Genomic DNA, 19,651 nt, shown 5'->3' with positions numbered 1-19,651 from the left:
CCGTCCCCTCATCCGCCCCTGCGGGGCACCTTCTCCCGAGAGGAGAAGGGCAAGCGCTGATCAGCGGCGGTGCGCGTCAGAGCGCGTAGCCGAACTGCTGCTTGAACTGGTCGTTGAACTCGGCAAAGTCGAACCGCTGGTTCTGCGTGCCCGGGTGCTCCACCTTCAGCGCGCCCATCAGGTTGCCCATCCGCCCGATCGTCAGCCAGTCGTAACCGCCCTGGATGCCGTAGATCAGGCCGGCGCGGAAGGCGTCACCGCAGCCGGTCGGGTCGACCACGCGGCGCTCGTGCGCCGGCGGGATGTCGTAGGTCTTTTCCGGCGTATGCACCAGCGCGCCCTTGGGGCCCTGCGTGGTGATGTAGGCCTGCACGCGCGAGACGATGTCCTTCTCGTCCCAGCCGGTGCGTTCCTGCAGCAGGTTGGATTCGTAGTCGTTGACCACCACGTACTGGGCCTGCTCGATGAACTGGCGCAGTTCCGGGCCATTGAACAAGGGCATCGCCTGGCCGGGATCGAAGATGAAGGGAATGCCGGCGGCAGCGAACTCTTCCGCATTCTGGATCATGCCCTCGCGCCCATCCGGGCCGACCAGGCCCAGGGTCACGCCCGGCACATCCTTCACGTGGTTCTCGTAGCTGCGCATCATCGCGCCCGGATGGAAGGCGGTGATCTGGTTGTTGTCGTGGTCGGTGGTGATGAAGGCCTGCGGGGTGAACAGGTCGTCGATGATCTTCACCCGCGACAGGTCGATCCCCAGCGTTTCGAAATGCTCGCGATACGGGCCGAAGTCCTGGCCCACGGTGCCCATCGGGATCGGCGCGCCGCCGAGCAGATGCAGGTTGTAGGCGATATTGCCGGCGCAACCGCCGAACTCGCGGCGCATGCGCGGGACCAGGAACGACACATTCAGGATGTGCACCTTGTCCGGCAGGATGTGGTTCTTGAACTGGTCCGGAAACACCATGATGGTGTCGTAGGCGAGGGAACCACAGATCAGTGCGGACATCGAGTCAGGCCTTTGCGTTGGGAAATACCCGCCAGTTGCCGGGCATGGCAGCGGGACGGCGCGCGCGCCGCGGCGCAAAGGGTAACGGCTGCGACCGATCAGGGCCACAACCGCATGCCATGCCCGGCGTGACCGGCACATGAAAACGACGCCGCAACGGCCGATTTTTCCTTGCCCGCACCGGGGGGGATTGCTAGGCTAGTGGACTTCGTTTTCTGCCCAAAATTTCGCCAGTCTGGCGGCGGGCACGCGACTTACCCAGGAACAACTCCCTCGATGTTCAAGAAACTCCGCGGCATGTTCTCCAACGACCTGTCCATCGACCTGGGCACGGCCAATACGCTGATCTACGTACGCGGGCAGGGCATCGTACTGAACGAACCTTCGGTGGTGGCGGTGCGTCAGGACCGCGCAATCGGCGGCACGCGCTCGGTGGCCGCCGTCGGCGCCGAGGCCAAGCAGATGCTCGGCCGCACCCCGGGTCACATCACCACGATCCGCCCGATGAAGGACGGCGTCATCGCCGACTTCACCTACACCGAGGCAATGCTGAAGCACTTCATCAAGAAGGTGCACAAGTCGCGCTTCCTGCGCCCGAGCCCGCGCGTGCTGGTATGCGTGCCGGCCGGTTCCACCCAGGTCGAGCGCCGCGCCATCAAGGAATCGGCGGAAGAAGCCGGTGCGCGCGACGTGTATCTGATCGAGGAACCCATGGCCGCGGCGATCGGTGCCGGCATGCCGGTGACCGAGGCGCGCGGTTCGATGGTCATCGACATCGGCGGCGGCACCACCGAAGTGGCGGTCATCTCGCTCAACGGCATCGTCTACTCGCAGTCGGTGCGCGTGGGCGGCGACCGCTTCGACGAGTCGATCACCAACTACGTGCGCCGCAACCACGGCATGCTGATCGGCGAAGCCACCGCCGAGCGCATCAAGCTGCAGATCGGCTGCGCCTACCCGCAGGACGAGGTGCAGGAGATGGAAATCTCCGGCCGCAATCTTGCCGAAGGCGTGCCGAAGATGATCAAGATCAACTCCAACGAAGTGCTCGAGGCATTGCACGAGCCGCTGTCGGGCATCGTCTCGGCGGTCAAGCTGGCGCTGGAACAGACCCCGCCGGAACTGTGTGCCGACGTGGCCGAGCGCGGCATCGTGCTTACCGGCGGCGGCGCACTGCTGCGCGACCTGGACCGCCTGATCTCCGAAGAAACCGGCCTGCACGTACAGGTCGCCGACGACCCGCTCACCTGCGTGGCCCGCGGTGGCGGTCGCGCGCTGGAGCTGGTGGACATGCACGGCAACGAGTTCTTCGCGCCGGAGTGAAGCGTTCGGGATTGGGGAGTCGGCATTCGGGATTCGCAAAAGCGGTTCCTGCCTACGGCCCGGTAGGACTGCTCCGCAGTTCCGCGAGTTCACGTTTTAGCCGCATCCGTATCGGGGGCAGCCAACCGCTCCCCGAATCCCCAATTCCGAATCCCCAATCCCGGCCCTGACAGTGCCCTCCTACGCCGGTCCTCCCGTCGCCTCCCGTCCGGGCGAAGTCACCTCCACGCTGCGGCTGCTGGTCTATCTGGTGCTGGCGATCGTGCTGATCGCGCTCGATAGCCGGGGGGGCTGGCTGAGCCAGGTACGTCTGCAGGCCAACCTGCTGATCCAGCCGATCTGGGCGGTGGCCGGGTTGCCGGGGCGGATCGGCTCGCAGGTGCGCGACAACGCCGCCACCCATGCGCAGCTGGTGGAAGAAACCCGTACCCTGCGCAATCAGTTGCTGGTGGCCAATGCGCGCCTGACCCGGCTACAGACCGCTGCGCTGGACAATGCGCAGCTGCGCGAACTGCTCAACGTCGCCGAGCGCCGCGGGCTGGACGTGCAGCTGGCGCCGATCCTGGATATCGACCTGGACCCGACCCGGCAGCGCCTGTTGTTGGACGCCGGCAGCCGCGATGGCGTGCTGCTGGGCCAGGCGGTGATCGATGCCGGCGGGCTGATGGGCCAGGTGATCGAAGTGACCCCGCTGCATTCGACCGTGCTGCTGCTGACCGACCCCGACCACGCGGTGCCGGTCAGCGTGGCGCGCAACGGCGTGCGCCTGATCGTCTACGGCCGCGGCGACCGGCTGGAACTGCGCGACATCCCGCTCAGCGCTGGCGTGCAGGTGGGCGACGAAATCGTCACCTCCGGCCTCGGTGGCCGCTTCCCGGCCGGCTTCCCGGTCGGCAAGGTCTCCGAACTGCACCCGGACGACACCCACGCCTTCCTGGTCGGCGAACTGACCCCGGCCGCCAAGCTCGATCGCGGCCGCGATGTGCTGCTGCTGCGCGCGGGCAAGCCGTTGCGGGTGGTGCCTGGGGCCGGGATTGGGGATTCGGGAGTTGGGATTGGTCACGGCAACAGCAACGGCGTCGCGGCGGCGGCCGGCGCGCCGGTGACTGCGACACCGCGCACGCCTGCGGGCGGTGTTTCCAGCGCAGCGACTGATACCGCGCGCCCGACGGCCGCCGCAGCATCGGGCACCGGTACCTCGGCGCCTGCACGGTCCGCAGCGACACCTGCCGCGCCCGGCGCGCTCCCGTCCAGTGCGCCAGCGTCCGGCCGCCCGGCCAGCACGTCCGCCCGGCGTCCCGCATCGACTGCATCCAACGGCCCGAATCCCGATTCCCGTTCGTCCCCGCCACAGGGCGCTGCTTCCAGCCAATCCCCAATCCCCACTCCCCAATCCCGTCCGGCTCCGCAGGAGACGGACCAATGACCCGCATGCGCAACACCTGGATCCTGCCGGCGAGCATCGTCATCGCGCTGGTGCTGGGCCTGCTGCCGCTGCCGGTGGTGGTGCAGCCGCTGCGTCCGTACTGGCTGGCGCTGGTGCTGGCGTACTGGGTGATCGAGGAGCCGGATCGGGTCGGGCTGGGCATCGCCTTCGTGGCCGGCGTGCTGGCCGACCTGCTGTATGGCGGGCTGCTCGGCGAGCAGGCGCTGCGGCTGGTGATCATGACCTTCATCCTGCAGCGCTTCCGCGCGCGGATGCGCTTCTTCCCGGTCTCGCAGCAGGCGCTGGCGATCGGCGGGCTGCTGCTCAACGACCGCATCGTCTCCTCGGCCGTGCATCTGGCGGTGGGCGAGCCGACCCTGCCGTGGAGCTACTGGTGGGCGCCGCTGCTGGGCATGGCGCTGTGGCCGCCGCTGTTCGTGTTGCTGGATGCGGTGCGGCTGGGCAAGCGGAGCAAGAAGTAAGCCATGCACGGGCGCCGTCATCCCAAGAACCCGCATGCGGAGGCCGAGCAGTTCCGCCGGCGCGCGGTGCTGGGCTTTGTGATGGTGGTGATCTGCCTGGTCGGGCTGGGCGGCTGGTATTTCAAGCTGCAGGTGCTCGACCACGAGGTCTATGCCACGCGCTCGGAAGCCAACCGCATCAAGCCCAAGCCGGTGGTGCCCGGGCGCGGCATGATCTACGACCGCACCGGCCGGCTGCTGGCCGAGAACGTGCCGGCCTTCCGCCTGGACGTGACCCCGGACAAGGTCGCCGACATGGACGCCATGCTGGCCGCGCTGGGCAAGGTGATCCCGATCGCGCCGGAGGATCTGGAGCGCTTCAACCGCGAGCGGCGCGCGCGCCGCAGCTTCCTGCCGGTCACCCTCAAGCTGCGCATGAGCGATGAGGAAATGGCGCGCTTTGCGGTGGAGCGCTGGCGCTTCCCCGGCGTGGAGCTGGAGCCCTACCTGACCCGGCGCTACCCGTACGGGCCGCTGTTCGCGCACATCATCGGCTACGTCGGCCGCATCGACGAGAAGGACCTGGCGGTGCTGGGCGAGGGCAATGCCGCGCTCACCCACATGGGCAAGTCCGGGCTGGAGCGCTACTACGAGCAGGACCTGCGCGGCCAGGTCGGTTACGAGCAGGTCGAAACCAACGTGCAGGGGCGGGCGATCCGCACCGTTGGCCGGGTCGCGCCGCAGTCGGGCGCGGACCTGCGGCTGTCGGTGGATGCCGACCTGCAGCGCGCGATGGTGGCCGCGTTCGGCGAGCACGAAGGCGCGGCGATCGCGATGGACCCGCGCACCGGCGAGATCCTGGGCATGGTCAGCCTGCCCAGCTACGACCCCAACCTGTTCGTCAACGGCATCTCGCATACCGACTTCAAGATGCTCAACGACAACCCGTCGCGGCCGCAGTTCAACCGGCTGGTGCTGGGCGGCGTGGCGCCGGGCTCTACGCTCAAGCCGCTGATCGCGCTGGCCGGCCTGGACAGCGGCCTGCGCCGGCCGGAAGACCGGGTGTTGTCCACCGGCATGTTCTACCTGCCCGGGGTCAGCCGCGGCTGGGGCGATTCGCACCGCGGCGGCCATGGCTGGACCGATCTGCGCAAGTCCATCGCCCAGTCGGTCAATACCTATTACTACCGGCTCGCGGTGGACATGGGCATCGAGCGCTTCGACCACTACCTGGGCGAGTACGGCTTCGGCCAGCCGACCGGGGTGGACCTGCTCGGCGAGATCGGCGGCATCCTGCCATCGCCGGCCTACAAGTACAAAACCCGCAAGGAGCGCTGGTATCCCGGCGACACCGTCAACATCGCCATCGGCCAGGGCGACTGGAAGGTGACCCCGCTGCAACTGGTGCGCGGGGTGTCGGCGATCGCCAGCGGGCTGCTGCTGCGCCCGCACCTGGTGCTGGAGCAGCGCACTGGCTTCGATCACCCCTGGCAGCCGATGATCCAGCCGCCGGGCAAGCCGATCAGCCCGAGCGCGGCGCATCTGCAGGTGGTGCGCGAAGGCATGATGGACACCATGCGCCCCGGCGGCACCGGCTATGCGATCACGCCGGGCGCGCCGTATCAGATGGCCGGCAAGACCGGCACCGCGCAGGTGGTCAGCCGCAAGGGCGTGGCCGCGGTGGACCCGCGCAGCCTGCCGCTGCACCTGCGCCACCGTGGCCTGTTCGTTGGCTTCGCGCCGGCCGACAACCCGGTCATCGCAGTGGCGGTGGCGGTGGAGGGCGGTGGTTTCGGTACCAGCTCGGCAGCGCCGATCGCACGCAAGATCTTCGACGCCTGGCTGCTCGGCAAGCTGCCCGCCGGGCTGGAGCCGCTGGACAGCGAGCTCGGCATGACCGCGGTGGGCGTCAACCAGTTCGAAGCCGGCGCCACCGATGCGCGCCAGGCCGGCGATGCGGCCGCGGCCACGCTGGACGAGCTGCCGGTGGTGATCGGCCAGACCGCGGTGGCGTTGGACCCCAACACGCCGGCGCAGCCCGTGGTGCCGGATGTGCCCGATGCGGTCCAGGAGACCGACCATTGAGTGACATCCTGCGCTGGCTGGTGGACATGGTTGCGCGTTTCACGCGCAGCCTGGACTGGGTGCTGTGCCTGGCGCTGGGTGCGCTGATGGTGATCGGCCTGTCGGTGCTCAAGAGCGCGGGCGGCGCCGCCAACGGCGATCATCTGGTGATGGCGCAAGCCGTGCGCTTCGTCATCGGCCTGGCTGCGATGTGGGGCATTTCGCGCATGTCGGTGCTGCGCCTGCGCGCCTGGACGCCGTGGGTGTACGGCCTGTCGATGCTGCCGCTGCTGGCGGTGTTCGCGCTGGGCACCGGCAAGTACGGACGCCAGTGGCTGGACCTGAAACTGTTCTACCTGCAGCCGGCCGAACTGCTCAAGATCAGCCTGCCGATGATGGCGGCCTGGTATCTGCACCGCATGCCGTTGCCGCCGCGCATCTCCACCGTGCTGGTGACCGGCGTGATCATCGGCGTGCCGACCGCCCTGATCATGCTGCAGCCGGACTTCGGCACCGGCGTGCTGATCGCCGCCAGCGGCGTGTTCGTGCTGCTGCTGGCCGGCCTGCCGTGGTGGTGGGTGGCGGTGGGTGTGGGCGGCGTCTCGGCGGCCGCGCCGGTGGCCTGGTTCTGGCTGCTGCGGCCGTACCAGAAGGATCGCATCATGATGTTTCTCAACCCGGAAAACGATGCGCTGGGCGCCGGCTGGAACATCATCCAGTCCAAGATTGCGATCGGCTCGGGCGGTTTCGACGGCAAGGGCTGGGGGCTGGGTTCGCAGTCGCATCTGAACTTCATTCCCGAACAGACCACCGACTTTGCGTTCTCGGTGCTCAGCGAGGAGTTCGGCTGGATCGGCGTGGCGACCGTGCTCAGCCTGTACCTGATCGTGATCGCGCGCTGCCTGTGGATCGCCGCGCAGGCGCGCGACACCTATTCGCGCCTGGTCGCCGGTGCCACCGGCCTGGCCTTCTTCGTCTACGTGCTGGTCAATGGCGGCATGATTTCCGGGCTGCTGCCGGTGGTGGGCGTGCCGATGCCGCTGATGAGTTATGGCGGTACCTCGGCGGTGTCGCTGCTGGCCGGGCTGGGCCTGGTGATGGCGGTCAAGGCGCACCGCCCGGTGCACGGCTACTGAGCCGGCGCGTTCTGCAGCCGACGCTGACAGGCACTCACCCATGTCGAAAGAACCAATCGCACCTGGCCAGGCGGACTATGCCGCTGGCGACAGGGGGCATGACACGCAGCTGACGCTGCGCAAGGCGCGCGCGGTTCTGCGCGCTGCGTTGCAATGAGGACCTCCCGGCACGGGGCCGCTTCGCGCATGCGGTATCGGGTTCGCTCGCCTTCTGTGAATGGGCGCGTCGCTCCGTAGAGTCCGATGCGCCGCCGTCCTGCGCGCGGCCGGGTCGCGTTGCAGCTGCAGGCACGCGCCATTCCTCTTCCAGGTGAGCTCTTCCATGAAACTGCCAACCGCCGCGATCGGCAGTGTCTGTCTTACGTTCGCCGCTCACGCCGGCGCCATCAACCTTGCCACCGGCGATACGCGCGCGGTCTCCGAGCCGGCGATTCCCGCCACCTGCCAGCCGGTGAGCGCCAGCCATACGCCAAGCGGGCGGCTGTTCGACGCCGCGCTGGAAAGCGCACCGCCCGACACCAAAGCCATCCAGGCCGCGCTGACTGCCTGCACCGGCAAGAACGGCAGCGTGCTGCTCAAGGCCGGCACCGGCAACGCGTTTCTCAGCGGCCCGCTGACCATTCCCACCGGCGTCACCCTGGTCGTCGATCAGGGCGTGACCCTGTACGGCTCGCGCAATCCGGCCGACTACGGCAGCGGTTGCGGTGTCGCAGGCGCCAAGAGCGGCGGCTGCCTGCCGCTGATCAGCGTCAAGGGCACCAGGTCGGGCGTGATGGGCGTACGCACCGGCGGGCGTCAGGGCACGATCGACGGGCGCGGCGATCTGCCCATGCTCGGCAAGAGCACCACCTGGTGGGAGTTCGGCGAAAACGCCAAGGCTGCCGGCCAGGTGCAGAACAGCCCGGACCTGATCAAGGTGCAGAACTCCAACACGTTCACCCTCTACAACATCAATCTGATCAATGCGGCGTACTTCCATTTCTTCGCCCATATCGTCGATGGCCTGACCATCTGGGGCGTGCGGGTGAAATCGCCGGCGACCAGCCCCAACACCGATGGCCTGGACCTGGACAGCGTGGTCAACGCCAGCCTGGTCGACAACGATGTAATGGGCGGCGACGACTGCGTGGCGATCAAGACCATTGCGTCCAGGTCCGGCAACATCAGCGTGCGCGACAACCGCTGCTACGGCACCCACGGCATCTCGATCGGCAGCGAGGTGATGTCCGGGGTCAACAACGTGCTGGTCGACAACAACGCCATCACCGCCACCGACGATGCCGGCAACCGCAGTACCGACAACACCGGGCTGCGCATCAAGACCAGCCTCGCCAAGGGCGGCCCGGTCAGCCTGGTCACCTATCGCAATACCTGCCTGTACGGGGTGACCAGCCCGCTGGTGATCAACCCGTTCTATTCGGTGGGCGGTAGCGGCACCAAGCCCAGTTTCGCCGGGATCGTCGTCAACGGCCTGCGTACCACCGGCGATGTCGGCCTCAAGGGCAAGGGCTGGATCCTGAAAGGCTTCGATGCGCAGACGCCGCTGGACCTGACGCTGGCCAATGTGGCCACCGGCAATACCGCGGTCTCCGCCAGCGATGCGCAGATCGGGCTGAGCAACAGCGCGCTCACCCCGACCGGCAGCAACGTCACCACGTCCAGCGTGCAACTTGGCGGCAGCGTACCCACCTGCTCGACTGCGCCACGCTTCCCGGCCCTGTGATCGACCAGGCGCGGCCACCCGGCCGCGCCCGATGGCCTGAGTGACATCAAAGGAAGCAAAACCTGCCACTCATGCGGTCAGATGAAGAGGCCAGAAGCAGGCCCACGGCATGCCGCCAAACGCAAAGCCTCGCCAGCCTCTGGCCCGGTCCACCAGACAACCCCGGTCGGCACACGCGCACCCCCGCACCCCCGCACCCCGCACCCCACAATTCCCGAATCCCGAATCCCGAATCCCGAATCCCCATTCCCCATTCCCCATTCCCCATTCCCCATTCCCCATTCCCGGGCAGCACCCAAACCAATCCCCAATCCCCCTCCCAAATCCCCGCCGCTCAGAGCGGCAAGCTAAAGCTCTTTCCTTTCATGGTCTTATTGCCAGAAGTTCATCTGTTCTCTGTTACCCTCAGCCGATGATTCGACGCACTCTGACCTGCCTGCTCACCCTCGGCCTTGTCGCCTGCGCGACTCAGCCCAGCCCTCCGACCCCGCCGCCGGCCGCCAGCGCGCCCCCGGCCAAGCCGCCGAGCGCCCCGGTCGCGCCCGTCAGTGCCGCCGCCGAAGCGCCCGCGCTGCCGCCGGTGGACCTGACCCCGGTGCCGTTCGAGATCGCCCGCGCCAACTTCGTGCGCGACACCGCCGCCAAGTACGGCATTGACGCCGCACAGATCGAAGCAGTGCTGGCGCAGGCGCAATTCAAGGACGCCATCGTCACCGCGATGTCGCGCCCGGCCGAGCGGGTCAAACCGTGGAACGAATACCGCCCGATGTTCATCACCCAGGCGCGGATCGATGGCGGCCGCAAGTTCCTGGCCGAGCATCGTGCTGAGCTGAGCAAGGTCGAAGCGGCCACCGGCGTGCCGGCGCAGGTGATCGTGGCCATCATTGGGGTAGAGACCAGTTACGGCAGCAATGCCGGCAAGTACCGCGTGCTGGACGCGCTGTACACGCTGGCGTTTCGCTACCCGCGCAGCGGCGACCCGGCCAAGCTCGAACGCGAAGTGCGTCGCGAGCTGTTCTTCCGCGATGAACTTGGCCAGCTGTTCGCGCTTGGCAAGGAAGAGCAGCTCGATGTCACCACGCTGATCGGCAGCTATGCCGGCGCGATGGGCATGGGCCAGTTCATGCCGTCCAGCTACCGCCAGTTCGCCGTCGACGGCGATGCCGACGGCAAGCGCAACCTGTTCACCGACCACAACGACGTGTTTGCCTCGGTCGCCAACTACTTCGTCAAGAAGGGCGGTTGGGTGCGCGGTGGCCAGGTCGCGGTGCCGGCCACGCTGGCCGCCGGCCACGAGGAATTCAATCCCACCGACTGGTCGCCGGTGTACACGCTGGCCGACCTGTCTGCGCGCGGCTATCACCCGAATGCGCCGGTGGTGGCCGGCAGCATCGCCACCCCGATCACCCTGGACGATGCCAACGGCAAGCAGTACTGGCTGGGCTTCCAGAATTTCTACGCGATCACCCGTTACAACATTTCCAAGATGTACGCGATGGCCGTGTTCCAGCTGTCCGAGGCCATCGCCGGCAAGGAGTTACCCCCGGCATGAACAGCACGACAGGCCCCAAGTGGCTGATCCCGATGGCGCTGATGCTCGGCCTGGCGGCCTGTAGCAGTGCACCGAAGAAAAGCGCCGGCACCGGCGGCAGCGGCGCGATCAAGGGCGTCAAGGTCGACGGCAAGGGGCCGGCGTATGTGGCCACCGGTTGCCCCTCGACCTCGCCCTACGCACCCGCCAAGGAAGACCCGTCCACGCGCGGCGACTACACCGCCGGCGGCCTGTACAAGCCCGGCGTCAAGGACACCACGCCGGACCACGTGCCCAACGTGGCCTGCATCCCCGAACCGCTGGTCACCAACGAGCCGCGCTCGGCGGTGGGCAACCGCTCGCCGTATGAGGTGCTGGGCAAACGCTACGTGGTGATGGACAACCCCGGCGACTATGTCGAACGCGGGACCGCCTCGTATTACGGCAGCAAATTCCACGGCCGGCTGACCTCCAACAAGGAGGTCTACGACATGTACGCCTTCACTGCCGCCCACAAGACCTTGCCGTTGCCCAGCTTCGCCCTGGTGACCAACACCGACACCGGCGACTCGGTGGTGGTGCGCGTCAACGACCGCGGCCCGTTCCACGATGGCCGCGTGATCGATCTGAGCTACGCCGCTGCGGTCAAACTGGGCATCACCGGCAAGGGCACCGGCAACGTCGAGGTACGCGGCCTGACCGAAGCCGACAACGGCAATCTGCTGGCCAAGCGCCGCAACGGCCGCGCGCCGGTCAGCACTGCGGTGGCCGCCGCACGGCCGGCCGCCAGTGCCAGTCAGATCGATGGGTTGGTGCAGCGCCTGCCCACCCGCACCGTGCCGGCCGCCGCCCCGCGCGCAGTGGCCGCCAGTGCCGCCGCTCCGGTGGCCGCCGCAGGGGCGGGCAGTGCAGGGGCCGCTGCGATTCCTGAGGGCGAGCGTTGGCGCTACCGCGTGGCCGATTCGCGCCAGCCCGGCAACGCCGACAACTTCGATGCCTGGATGAAGTCGCAAGGCGTGCGCGTGGCCACCGGCAAGCCGGCTGCCGCCGCGCCGCGGCCTGCCTCGGCTGCCCCGGTCGCGGTGGCGCCAGCCGCCCCGGTCGCGGTGGCGGCGATCAAGCCCGCCGACAGCGCGCCGGCACGTCCGCTCAGGAGCGAACCGGTACCGGTCAAGGCGCCGAGCGTGGCCGAGGCGGCACTGGGCGACATCCTGTTGCAGGTGGCCAGTTTCGCCAGCCGCGAGAACGCCAACCGCGCGCTGTCGCAGCTTGCCTCGGCCGGGATCGCCGGTGCCAGCGTCAGCGACATCGTCAGCGGCGGTCGCACCTTGTGGCGGCTGCGCGTCAATGCGCGCGATCACGCCAATGCCTCGGAAATCGCGCAGCGCATCGCCGGCCTGGGCTTCGGGCGCCCGCAGATCGTCGCCAACTAGCCACGATCGATCCGGCAGCCAAGGCGTCGGTGGGTAGGCCGGCGCCCGCTATCGACAGCTAGCGTCGGGCAGCCGAAATCACGACGCGCCCCATGCAGCTTGCTCGATCGCCCAGTGCGTCAGCCACGTTCGGCGCGTCGTCTGCCCCCATCGCTGAACTGCGCAGGCGCGCGCAGCATCGCGTGCGTCGCCCTGATCGCCGTGGCGCCTTACAATTTCGCATTACCCAGCCTTCGGGCCCGTCAGGAGTCGTTCTTCAATGAAATTCCGCTTCGCCGCCGCTGCGGTGGCCACGTTCGCCTTTGGCCTGGTCTGCGCGCAGACCCCTGCGCCGCAGCCGACGCCTGCCGTTGCCGCTGCGCCGGCCGCCGTCCCGGTTCCGCCCGCACCCGCGCCGGCGGTGTCCAAGTCCTGGATCCTGATGGATTACGCCACCGGGCAGGTGCTGGCCGGTGAAAACATCCACCAGCAGCTGGCGCCGGCCAGCATCACCAAGGTGATGACGTCCTACGTGGTCGCGGCCGAAATCAAGAATGGCAAGGTCAAGCGCGACGACCAGGTCATGATGAGCGAGCGCGCCTGGCGCGAGGGTGGTGCCGGCACCGACGGCAGCTACAGCGGCTTCCCGGTCAACCAGACCGCGCGTCTGGAAGACATGGAAAAGGGCATGGCGATCCAGTCCGGCAACGATGCCGCGATCGCCCTGGCCGAGCATGTCGCCGGCAGCGAAGAAGCCTTCGCCTCGCTGATGAACAGCTACGCCGCCAAGATCGGCATGAAGGACTCCTACTTCGTCAACGCGCACGGCCTCAGCGCCGAAGGTCACCATTCCACCGCCTACGACCTGGCGATGCTGGGCCGCGCGATGGTGCGCGATTACCCGGAGACCTATGCCTACAACAAGATCAAGGAATTCCAGGTCGGCAGCATCAAGCAGAACAACCGCAACCTGCTGTTGTGGCGCGACCCGGCGGTGGACGGCATCAAGACCGGCCACACCTCCGAGGCCGGCTACTGCCTGCTGAGCTCGGCCAAGCGCGGCGACCAGCGCCTGGTGGCGGTGGTGATGGGCGATTCGTCCGAGCGCCAGCGCGCCGACGACAGCCTGGCCCTGCTCAACTGGGGCTTCCGCTTCTTCGAAACCCACAGCCTGTACGCGCCCGGCAAGGTCGTGACCAAGCAGAAGGTCTGGAAGGGCCAGCAGGACGAAGTGCAGCTCGGCGTGGCCCAGCCACTGCTGGTCAGCCTGCAGCGCGGCCGCTACAACGACCTCAAGCCCAGCATGGAAGTGGCCAAGAACCTGCAGGCCCCGATCAAGCAGGGCCAGCAGATCGGCACCGTCAAGGTCAGCCTGGACGGCAAGATCATCGCCCAGGCCCCGCTGGTCGCCATCAACGCAGTCGAGGAGGGCGGATTCTTCAAGCGCCTCTGGGATGCGTTCTGGATGTGGTGGGAATCGGAGTGATCCAAAGAAAAAGCCGGCGAAAGCCGGCTTTTTCTTTGCGGGGATTGGGGATTGGAGATTCGGGATTGGCAAAGGCGAGAGCAGCAGCGAAGCACCAGCAGCCCGCTCTTGCGAATCCCCAATCCTGACTCCCCAATCTCAGCCCTCAAAGCATCCGACTGATCGTGAAACTGCCATACACCGGCGTTTCGCGCTGGGTGTCGAATTCGCGGGTGCGGTGGTAGCGGGCGATGGCGAACTTCCAGCGGCCGTACATCACCGCCAGGCCGTAGCCGACATCGCCCACGAACGGGCGCTTGTCCACGCTGTGGCTGTTGCGGAAGGTGTTGCCGTCCAGGGTGATGTCGCGCAGCACCCAGCGCGCATCGGTGGTCAGGAACAGATGGCCCGACCAGCCGCTGGCGCGTCCGAGCCGGCTGGGGGCGGTGTTCTCGCCGGCCGGGCGGGTCGGGGTGCTGCCGAAGTCGTCCGGCAGCTTCCAGCCGAAGCGCACCTCGCCACCGGCATTCAGATGCGTGGCCATGTTGCCGACCGCGCCGCCCCAATGCGAGATGAAATCCCAGCCGAAGCCGTCCGCATTGACTGCCGCGTCGCCCGGCCAGCGGCGCATGCGCTCGTGCACCAGGTTGATCAGCGGCTCGTTGTGCAGCTGGTTGTCCCAGCCCTGGAATTTTTCGTCGCCCAGCACATCGTGGATCGCATCCTGCGCTTCCTGCGCAAATGCCCACGGGCCGACCACGCCGACCTGCAGCTGGGTGGTGCGCAGATGCGCATCGTTACGCGCGTTGTAGCCGAAGCTCGCCAGCAGGATGCCCGCATACGGGCGATCGTCCGGGATCACATCGCGGCGGGTGGGATCGGTGGGAGTGAAAATCGCCTGGCCGATCGAGAACACCATGTTCTGCTGGTCGAACTCGCCCGGATGCAGACGCTCCAGATAGCCGTTGACCCAGCGCGCAGTGCGCGGCAGGCAGGGGTCGTCGGTGTAGTCGACCAGATTGGGCGACACCAGCGTCAGCACCGCGCCGTTGGAATAGCCCTGGTCCTGGTCCTCTCCGCCGAACAGGTCGTTGTCGACCCGGAAGTTCACCGCCGGCGGCGTCCGGCTCATTCTGCTGGAATCGCACTGGTCGGCAGCCACGGCCGGCATCGACAGTGCGGAAAGAGAGAGCAGCAGGGCAGCGGACAAGGCGCGCGGTCGAAGCATGGAGGGCCTGGAAAGGTAAGGAGGGGCGATGTTCAGCAAAGGTGCCTGCGGCCGCTGCTGCGCCGCGTGAATGTGCGCAGCAGCAAAAGGCATTTTCTGCCGGCGCCCCGCCGTGTAGAACCATCACCGGCACGTAGCTGTGTTTGGTCCGGGACTGTAATGACAGATTCTTGCTGAAAGTTGGAGGCGGCCCGCCCGGCTCCCCGGCCGTGACCCGCTCATCCGTTCGGCCAGTGCGGGCTTGGGTTTGTCTGGCATCGTCCCGATAATGGGTGGATGGAAATCAGCACCGACAACCCCGATCACGGCTTCCAGTTTCCCGGTACCTTCGAGCTCAGCGCCATGGGCGCGGCCGAACGCGGGCTGGAAAGCGAACTTCCGCGCCTGCTCGCCGCCACCGGTGTAGAGCTGCTGGAGGAAAGCATCAGTTGGAAGCATTCGTCCAGCGGCAAATATGTCTCGGTCAAGATCGGCTTCCGCGCCGAGAGCCGCGAGCAGTTCGACGCTGCGCACCAGGCGCTGCGCGACCACCCGGAAGTGAAGTGGACGCTGTAGCGGTCCAGGCGGCGGAAAGCCCTGTTCCCGTCCTGCCGGCGCAGTTGCGCGATCTCGGCCGACAGGCCTACGCGCCAGTGTGGCGTGCGATGCAGCGTTTCACCGATGCGCGTGATGAGGCCACGGCCGACGAAGTGTGGGTGGTCGAGCATGCGCCGGTGTTTACGCTGGGCCAGGCCGGCAAGCCCGAGCATGTGCTGGCGCCGGGCGAAATTCCGGTGCTGCAGGTCGATCGCGGTGGCCAGGTGACCTATCACGGCCCCGGCCAGCTGGTGGTGTATCCGCTGCTGGACCTGCGGCGGCTCAAGATCGGCGTGCGCGATTACGTGTGCAGGATCGAGCAGGCGCTGATCGACACGCTGGACGAGTGGAATATCGTCGCCGAGCGCCGCGAGGGCGCGCCGGGCGTGTACGTGGGCGGGGCCAAGATCGCCGCGCTCGGGATCCGGGTGCGGCGCGGCTGCACCTTCCACGGCCTGTCGTTCAACGTGGCGATGGACCTGGAGCCGTTCCACCGCATCAACCCCTGTGGCTATCAGGGCCTGCAGGTGACCTCGGTGCTAGACTTGGGCGGCCCCTCCGGGATGGACGCCGTCAAGGCGGTGCTGCTCGATCAGCTGGCGCGCCAGTTCGGTCTCGTTTTGCAGCCTGTCTCCGCGTTGCCCGACCTTTCGCTTCCGGCCTGAGCGCCCGTTACTGCCATGACCCAGCCTATCGCCCGTTCCATCCCCTTGCAGGTCGTCTCCGGCGACACCGCCGCACCTGCGCCGCTGCAGACCGGCGTCAAGCAGATCGGTGGCGACAAGATCAACCGCTCGCCGGTGCAGTTCGTCGATGCGCCGGTGTTGCGCAAGCCGTCGTGGATCCGGGTGCGGATTCCGTCCGGCAATGCAGTGCAGAACCTCAAGGCCAAGCTGCGCGAAAACCGCCTGGTCACGGTCTGCGAGGAAGCCAGCTGCCCGAACATCCACGAGTGCTTCAGCCACGGCACCGCCACCTTCATGATCCTGGGCGAGGTCTGCACGCGGCGCTGCTCGTTCTGCGATGTGGCGCATGGCCGGCCCAAGCCACCGGATGCAAACGAGCCGGCCAGCCTGGCCACCACCGTGGCCGACATGGGCCTGAAGTATGTGGTGGTGACCAGCGTGGACCGCGACGACCTACGCGACGGCGGTGCCCAGCATTTCGTCGACTGCATTTCGGCCATCCGGGTCAGCTCACCCAAGACCCGTATCGAGATCCTGACCCCGGACTTCCGCGGCAAGGGCCGCATGGACCGCGCGCTGGAGATCCTGGCGCTCAGCCCGCCGGACGTGTTCAACCACAACATCGAAACCGTGCCGGATCTGTACCCGAACGTGCGTCCGGGTGCCGACTACCAGTGGTCGCTGACCCTGCTGCAGCGCTTCAAGGCGCAGCATCCGTCCATCGCCACCAAGTCCGGCATCATGCTCGGCCTGGGCGAGACGATGGAGCAGGTGCAGGCCACCTTGCGCGACCTGCGCGCGCACGATGTGGACATGATCACCATCGGCCAGTATCTGCAGCCGACGCCGCACCATCATCCGGTGATGCGCTACTGGACGCCGGAGGAATACAAGGCGCTGGAGGACTACGGCAATGCGCTGGGCTTCAGCCACGTCGCTTCCGGGCCGATGGTGCGCTCCTCGTATCACGCCGATCGTCAGGCCGCCGGCGCGGGCGTCGCTGCTTAAGCCAGCCGATCACGCCTGCGCCCACGCTCAGGCGGGCGCGGCCGCCAGTGCCGGCGTCATCTGATGCCGCATCCGGCCGCATGCCGAGTGCATGTCGTCGCGAACTGCCCGCGACCGCCCGCGAGTAGCTCCGTTGATTTCGAGCTAGAACGACCCACACGACCCCGCACACCGCGGGGTCGTGTCGTCTCCGGCCGCTGCTCTCGGCTTGCAGGGTACGGTCGCGTTCACAATCCGCTACAGGCCCGGCGCTAGGCTGATTCAGCCAGCGGATGACAACGCCAGCAACTTTCGGCACTGTCATGCTGTCTGATCCGTTCACCGCCTTTCTTTCGTCGGCCCTGTGCCGAGAGCCATTCGATGACCTACAACGTTTCTGCGTCCATGAAGGCCGGCCTGCTGGCGCTGGTGTTGACCACTCCGATGGCATTGCTCGCACGCGCCGACACGGCGTTGCCGGCGGCAGCCACGCCCGACCAGGCCACAGCGACCAAGCTGGTCTATGGCCTGCTCTCCGACAGCCGCTATGCCTACCGTCCGCGCACGCTGGACGAGGCCATGACCAAGGACGTGTTCAAGCGCTATCTGGAAACCCTGGACGGCAGCAAACAGTTCTTTACCCAGACCGACATCACCGGATTCGCACCGCTGGAAGCAGGCGTGGGCGACGCGCTGCGCGGCGGCAAGCTGGATCCGGCGTTCCAGGTGTTCTCGGTCTACAAGAAGCGCGTCGACCAGCGCGTCAAGTACGCGCGCGACCTGCTCAAGCAGGACTTCGATTTCACCGGCAGCGACAAGTTCGAGTACGACCGCAAGGACGTGCCGTGGGCTGCCGACGACAAGCAGCTGGACGTGCTGTGGCGCCAGTCGGTGATGAACGACTGGCTGCGCCTGAAGCTGGCCGGCAAGAAGCCCGAAGACATCCGCAAGACGTTGGACAAGCGCTATGCGGCGCTGGCTGATTCGGTCAACGAGTTGAAGGCCGAGGACGTGTTCCAGTTCTTCGTCAACGCCTACACCAACGCAGTCGATCCGCATACCGACTACTTCACGCCGCGCACGGCCGAAAACTTCAATCAGCAGATGTCGCTGTCGTTGGAAGGTATCGGTGCGCAGCTGCAGAAGCAGGACGACATGGTGGTGATCCGCGAGGTCATCCCGGGCGGTCCGGCGGCGGTGGATGGCACGCTCAAGCCGGGCGATCGCATCGTCGGCGTGGGCCAGGCCAAGAACGGCGCGATCGAGGATGTGATCGGCTGGCGCATCGACGACGTGGTCGCCAAGATCCGCGGCAGCAAGGACACCCAGGTGCGCCTGGAATACATCCCGGCCGAATCGGGCATCGACGGCAAGCACCGCACCGTGACGCTGACCCGGCAGAAGGTGCGCCTGGCCGAGCAGGCCGCCAAGGGCGAGACCATCACCCTGCCGGCCAAGGGCAGCGAGCCGGAGCGCCGCATCGGCATCATCAAGCTGCCGGGCTTCTATCAGGATTTCGAAGGCCGTCGTCGTAACGCGACCGACTATGCCTCGGCAACGCGCGACGTCGCCAAGCTGCTGGCCGGCTTCAAGACCGACAAGGTCGACGGCGTGGTGCTGGACCTGCGCAACAACGGCGGCGGTTCGCTGGACGAGGCGATCGAGCTCACCGGCCTGTTCATCGAGCAGGGCCCGGTGGTGCAGGTGCGCGAATCCGGCGGCCGGGTCACCGTCAATGGCGACAGCAATCCCAAGGTGGCCTGGGATGGTCCGCTGGGCGTGCTGATCAACCGCGGCTCGGCATCCGCCTCGGAGATCTTTGCCGGTGCCATCCAGGACTATGGCCGCGGCCTGGTGATCGGTGAAACCAGCTTCGGCAAGGGCACGGTGCAGAACATCGTCGACCTGGACCGCTGGCCGGCGGCGGAAGGCCAGCGCTACGGGCAGGTCAAGCTGACGATCGCGCAGTTCTTCCGGGTCAGCGGCTCCAGCACCCAGCACAAGGGCGTAGTGCCGGACATCGCATTCCCGGCCAGCGTGGATGCCACCGAGTTCGGCGAGAGCACCTACGACAACGCGTTGCCGTGGACGCGCATCGCCGCCGCACCGCACACCCAGTACGGCAACTTCGCGCCACTGCTGCCCAAATTGCAGGGCCTGCACACCGCGCGTATCGCCACCGACAAGGAATTCCAGTGGTGGGAAGAGGACGTCAAGCAGTTCCGCGATGAGAAGGCCAAGAAGTACATCTCGTTGAACGAAGCCGAGCGCGTTGCCGAGCGTCAGAAGCAGGATCAGCAGCGCAAGGATCGCCAGCAGGTGCGCAAGCAGCTGGGCCTGCCGCTGGACCCGCTTGCCGAAGACAGCGATGACGGCCTGACCGGCAACGAGCGCGATATCGTCAAGGACACCGCGCGTGAGAAGGCCGCAGAAAAGCGCCCGGATCCGTTGCTGCACGAATCGGCCGCCATCCTCGCCGATGCGCTGGGCCTGCTGTCGCAGGACCAGCCGCTGTCGGCGCAGGTGCTGCCGCAGTCGACCGCGCCGGGACGTTGGGCCGACTGATCGTTCGTCGAACAGCTGGCGACGACATCAGCGTTAAATACAAGAAACGCCACCGCATC

Annotated in this window: 15 protein-coding genes; 13 read left to right on the top strand and 2 right to left on the bottom strand. The window is 67.2% G+C overall.

Annotation, left to right across the window (positions count from 1 at the left end; genetic code table 11):
- Positions 1 to 76: 76 nt before the first annotated feature.
- The gene (locus tag GGR73_RS12720) at positions 77 to 1,009 is read right to left on the bottom strand and encodes a carbohydrate kinase family protein (RefSeq protein WP_003482735.1); all 933 of its coding nucleotides are present in this window, start codon (positions 1,007 to 1,009) and stop codon (positions 77 to 79) included.
- 276 nt (positions 1,010 to 1,285) lie between these two features.
- Between GGR73_RS12720 and GGR73_RS12715 the strand changes: the two genes are divergently transcribed.
- From GGR73_RS12715 to GGR73_RS12675, 9 genes are all read left to right on the top strand, one after another.
- Positions 1,286 to 2,332: a rod shape-determining protein gene (locus tag GGR73_RS12715; RefSeq protein ID WP_003482734.1), complete on the top strand. Its 1,047-nt coding sequence runs from the start codon at positions 1,286 to 1,288 to the stop codon at positions 2,330 to 2,332.
- Positions 2,333 to 2,504: 172 nt separating this feature from the next.
- On the top strand, positions 2,505 to 3,758 hold the full coding sequence (gene mreC / locus GGR73_RS12710) for a rod shape-determining protein MreC (RefSeq protein ID WP_184457201.1): 1,254 nt from the start codon (positions 2,505 to 2,507) through the stop codon (positions 3,756 to 3,758).
- Positions 3,755 to 4,240, top strand: coding sequence for a rod shape-determining protein MreD (gene mreD / locus GGR73_RS12705; RefSeq protein ID WP_016900812.1), 486 nt, complete (start codon positions 3,755 to 3,757; stop codon positions 4,238 to 4,240). Before mreC ends, mreD begins: the two co-directional genes overlap by 4 nt.
- Before the next feature lie 3 nt (positions 4,241 to 4,243).
- On the top strand, positions 4,244 to 6,304 hold the full coding sequence (gene mrdA, locus GGR73_RS12700; RefSeq protein ID WP_039523408.1) for a penicillin-binding protein 2: 2,061 nt from the start codon (positions 4,244 to 4,246) through the stop codon (positions 6,302 to 6,304).
- Entirely contained in the window at positions 6,301 to 7,419 is a 1,119-nt protein-coding gene (gene rodA / locus GGR73_RS12695; protein ID WP_054591925.1) for a rod shape-determining protein RodA, read from the top strand. Before mrdA ends, rodA begins: the two co-directional genes overlap by 4 nt.
- 322 nt (positions 7,420 to 7,741) lie before the next feature.
- Positions 7,742 to 9,142, top strand: a complete 1,401-nt coding sequence (locus GGR73_RS12690; protein ID WP_184457198.1) for a glycosyl hydrolase family 28 protein — start codon at positions 7,742 to 7,744, stop codon at positions 9,140 to 9,142.
- A 412-nt stretch (positions 9,143 to 9,554) separates the two neighbouring features.
- A complete protein-coding gene (gene mltB / locus GGR73_RS12685) occupies positions 9,555 to 10,694 on the top strand; it encodes a lytic murein transglycosylase B (protein ID WP_184457196.1) in 1,140 nt (379 codons plus the stop codon).
- Complete coding sequence (locus GGR73_RS12680) at positions 10,691 to 12,106, top strand: septal ring lytic transglycosylase RlpA family protein (RefSeq protein ID WP_184457194.1); 1,416 nt, start codon at positions 10,691 to 10,693, stop codon at positions 12,104 to 12,106. The genes mltB and GGR73_RS12680 overlap by 4 nt, the downstream gene beginning before the upstream one ends.
- 259 nt (positions 12,107 to 12,365) lie before the next feature.
- A complete protein-coding gene (locus GGR73_RS12675) occupies positions 12,366 to 13,571 on the top strand; it encodes a D-alanyl-D-alanine carboxypeptidase family protein (RefSeq protein WP_016900824.1) in 1,206 nt (401 codons plus the stop codon).
- Between the two features lie 145 nt (positions 13,572 to 13,716).
- Here the strand turns inward: GGR73_RS12675 and GGR73_RS12670 are convergent, their stop codons facing one another.
- Positions 13,717 to 14,778 (bottom strand): lipid A deacylase LpxR family protein, encoded by a 1,062-nt coding sequence (locus GGR73_RS12670; RefSeq protein WP_024939686.1) that lies wholly within the window; start codon positions 14,776 to 14,778, stop codon positions 13,717 to 13,719.
- Between the two features lie 276 nt (positions 14,779 to 15,054).
- Here GGR73_RS12670 and GGR73_RS12665 point away from each other — a divergent pair, with 276 nt between their 5' ends.
- The 4 genes from GGR73_RS12665 to GGR73_RS12650 all read left to right on the top strand — a co-directional run bounded on the left by GGR73_RS12665 (position 15,055) and on the right by GGR73_RS12650 (position 19,592).
- On the top strand, positions 15,055 to 15,333 hold the full coding sequence (locus GGR73_RS12665) for a YbeD family protein (RefSeq protein WP_016900827.1): 279 nt from the start codon (positions 15,055 to 15,057) through the stop codon (positions 15,331 to 15,333).
- A complete protein-coding gene (lipB, locus tag GGR73_RS12660; protein WP_184457192.1) occupies positions 15,321 to 16,019 on the top strand; it encodes a lipoyl(octanoyl) transferase LipB in 699 nt (232 codons plus the stop codon). The genes GGR73_RS12665 and lipB overlap by 13 nt, the downstream gene beginning before the upstream one ends.
- Positions 16,020 to 16,034: 15 nt before the next feature.
- A complete protein-coding gene (gene lipA / locus GGR73_RS12655; protein ID WP_024939683.1) occupies positions 16,035 to 17,048 on the top strand; it encodes a lipoyl synthase in 1,014 nt (337 codons plus the stop codon).
- A 384-nt stretch (positions 17,049 to 17,432) separates the two neighbouring features.
- Complete coding sequence (locus GGR73_RS12650; RefSeq protein WP_024939682.1) at positions 17,433 to 19,592, top strand: carboxy terminal-processing peptidase; 2,160 nt, start codon at positions 17,433 to 17,435, stop codon at positions 19,590 to 19,592.
- Positions 19,593 to 19,651: the final 59 nt, after the last annotated feature.

The organism is Xanthomonas sp. F14, assembly GCF_014199865.1.
This window is presented reverse-complemented; position numbering and strand designations above follow the sequence as displayed.

Coding starts and splice junctions, on each gene's coding strand:
- mrdA (WP_039523408.1), top strand. CDS start 4,244: ATGCACGGGCGCCGTCATCCCAAGAACCCGCATGCGGAGGCCGAGCAG.
- mltB (WP_184457196.1), top strand. CDS start 9,555: ATGATTCGACGCACTCTGACCTGCCTGCTCACCCTCGGCCTTGTCGCC.
- GGR73_RS12715 (WP_003482734.1), top strand. CDS start 1,286: ATGTTCAAGAAACTCCGCGGCATGTTCTCCAACGACCTGTCCATCGAC.
- GGR73_RS12680 (WP_184457194.1), top strand. CDS start 10,691: ATGAACAGCACGACAGGCCCCAAGTGGCTGATCCCGATGGCGCTGATG.
- lipA (WP_024939683.1), top strand. CDS start 16,035: ATGACCCAGCCTATCGCCCGTTCCATCCCCTTGCAGGTCGTCTCCGGC.
- GGR73_RS12675 (WP_016900824.1), top strand. CDS start 12,366: ATGAAATTCCGCTTCGCCGCCGCTGCGGTGGCCACGTTCGCCTTTGGC.
- mreD (WP_016900812.1), top strand. CDS start 3,755: ATGACCCGCATGCGCAACACCTGGATCCTGCCGGCGAGCATCGTCATC.
- GGR73_RS12665 (WP_016900827.1), top strand. CDS start 15,055: ATGGAAATCAGCACCGACAACCCCGATCACGGCTTCCAGTTTCCCGGT.
- GGR73_RS12720 (WP_003482735.1), bottom strand. CDS start 1,009: ATGTCCGCACTGATCTGTGGTTCCCTCGCCTACGACACCATCATGGTG.
- GGR73_RS12670 (WP_024939686.1), bottom strand. CDS start 14,778: ATGCTTCGACCGCGCGCCTTGTCCGCTGCCCTGCTGCTCTCTCTTTCC.
- GGR73_RS12690 (WP_184457198.1), top strand. CDS start 7,742: ATGAAACTGCCAACCGCCGCGATCGGCAGTGTCTGTCTTACGTTCGCC.
- GGR73_RS12650 (WP_024939682.1), top strand. CDS start 17,433: ATGAAGGCCGGCCTGCTGGCGCTGGTGTTGACCACTCCGATGGCATTG.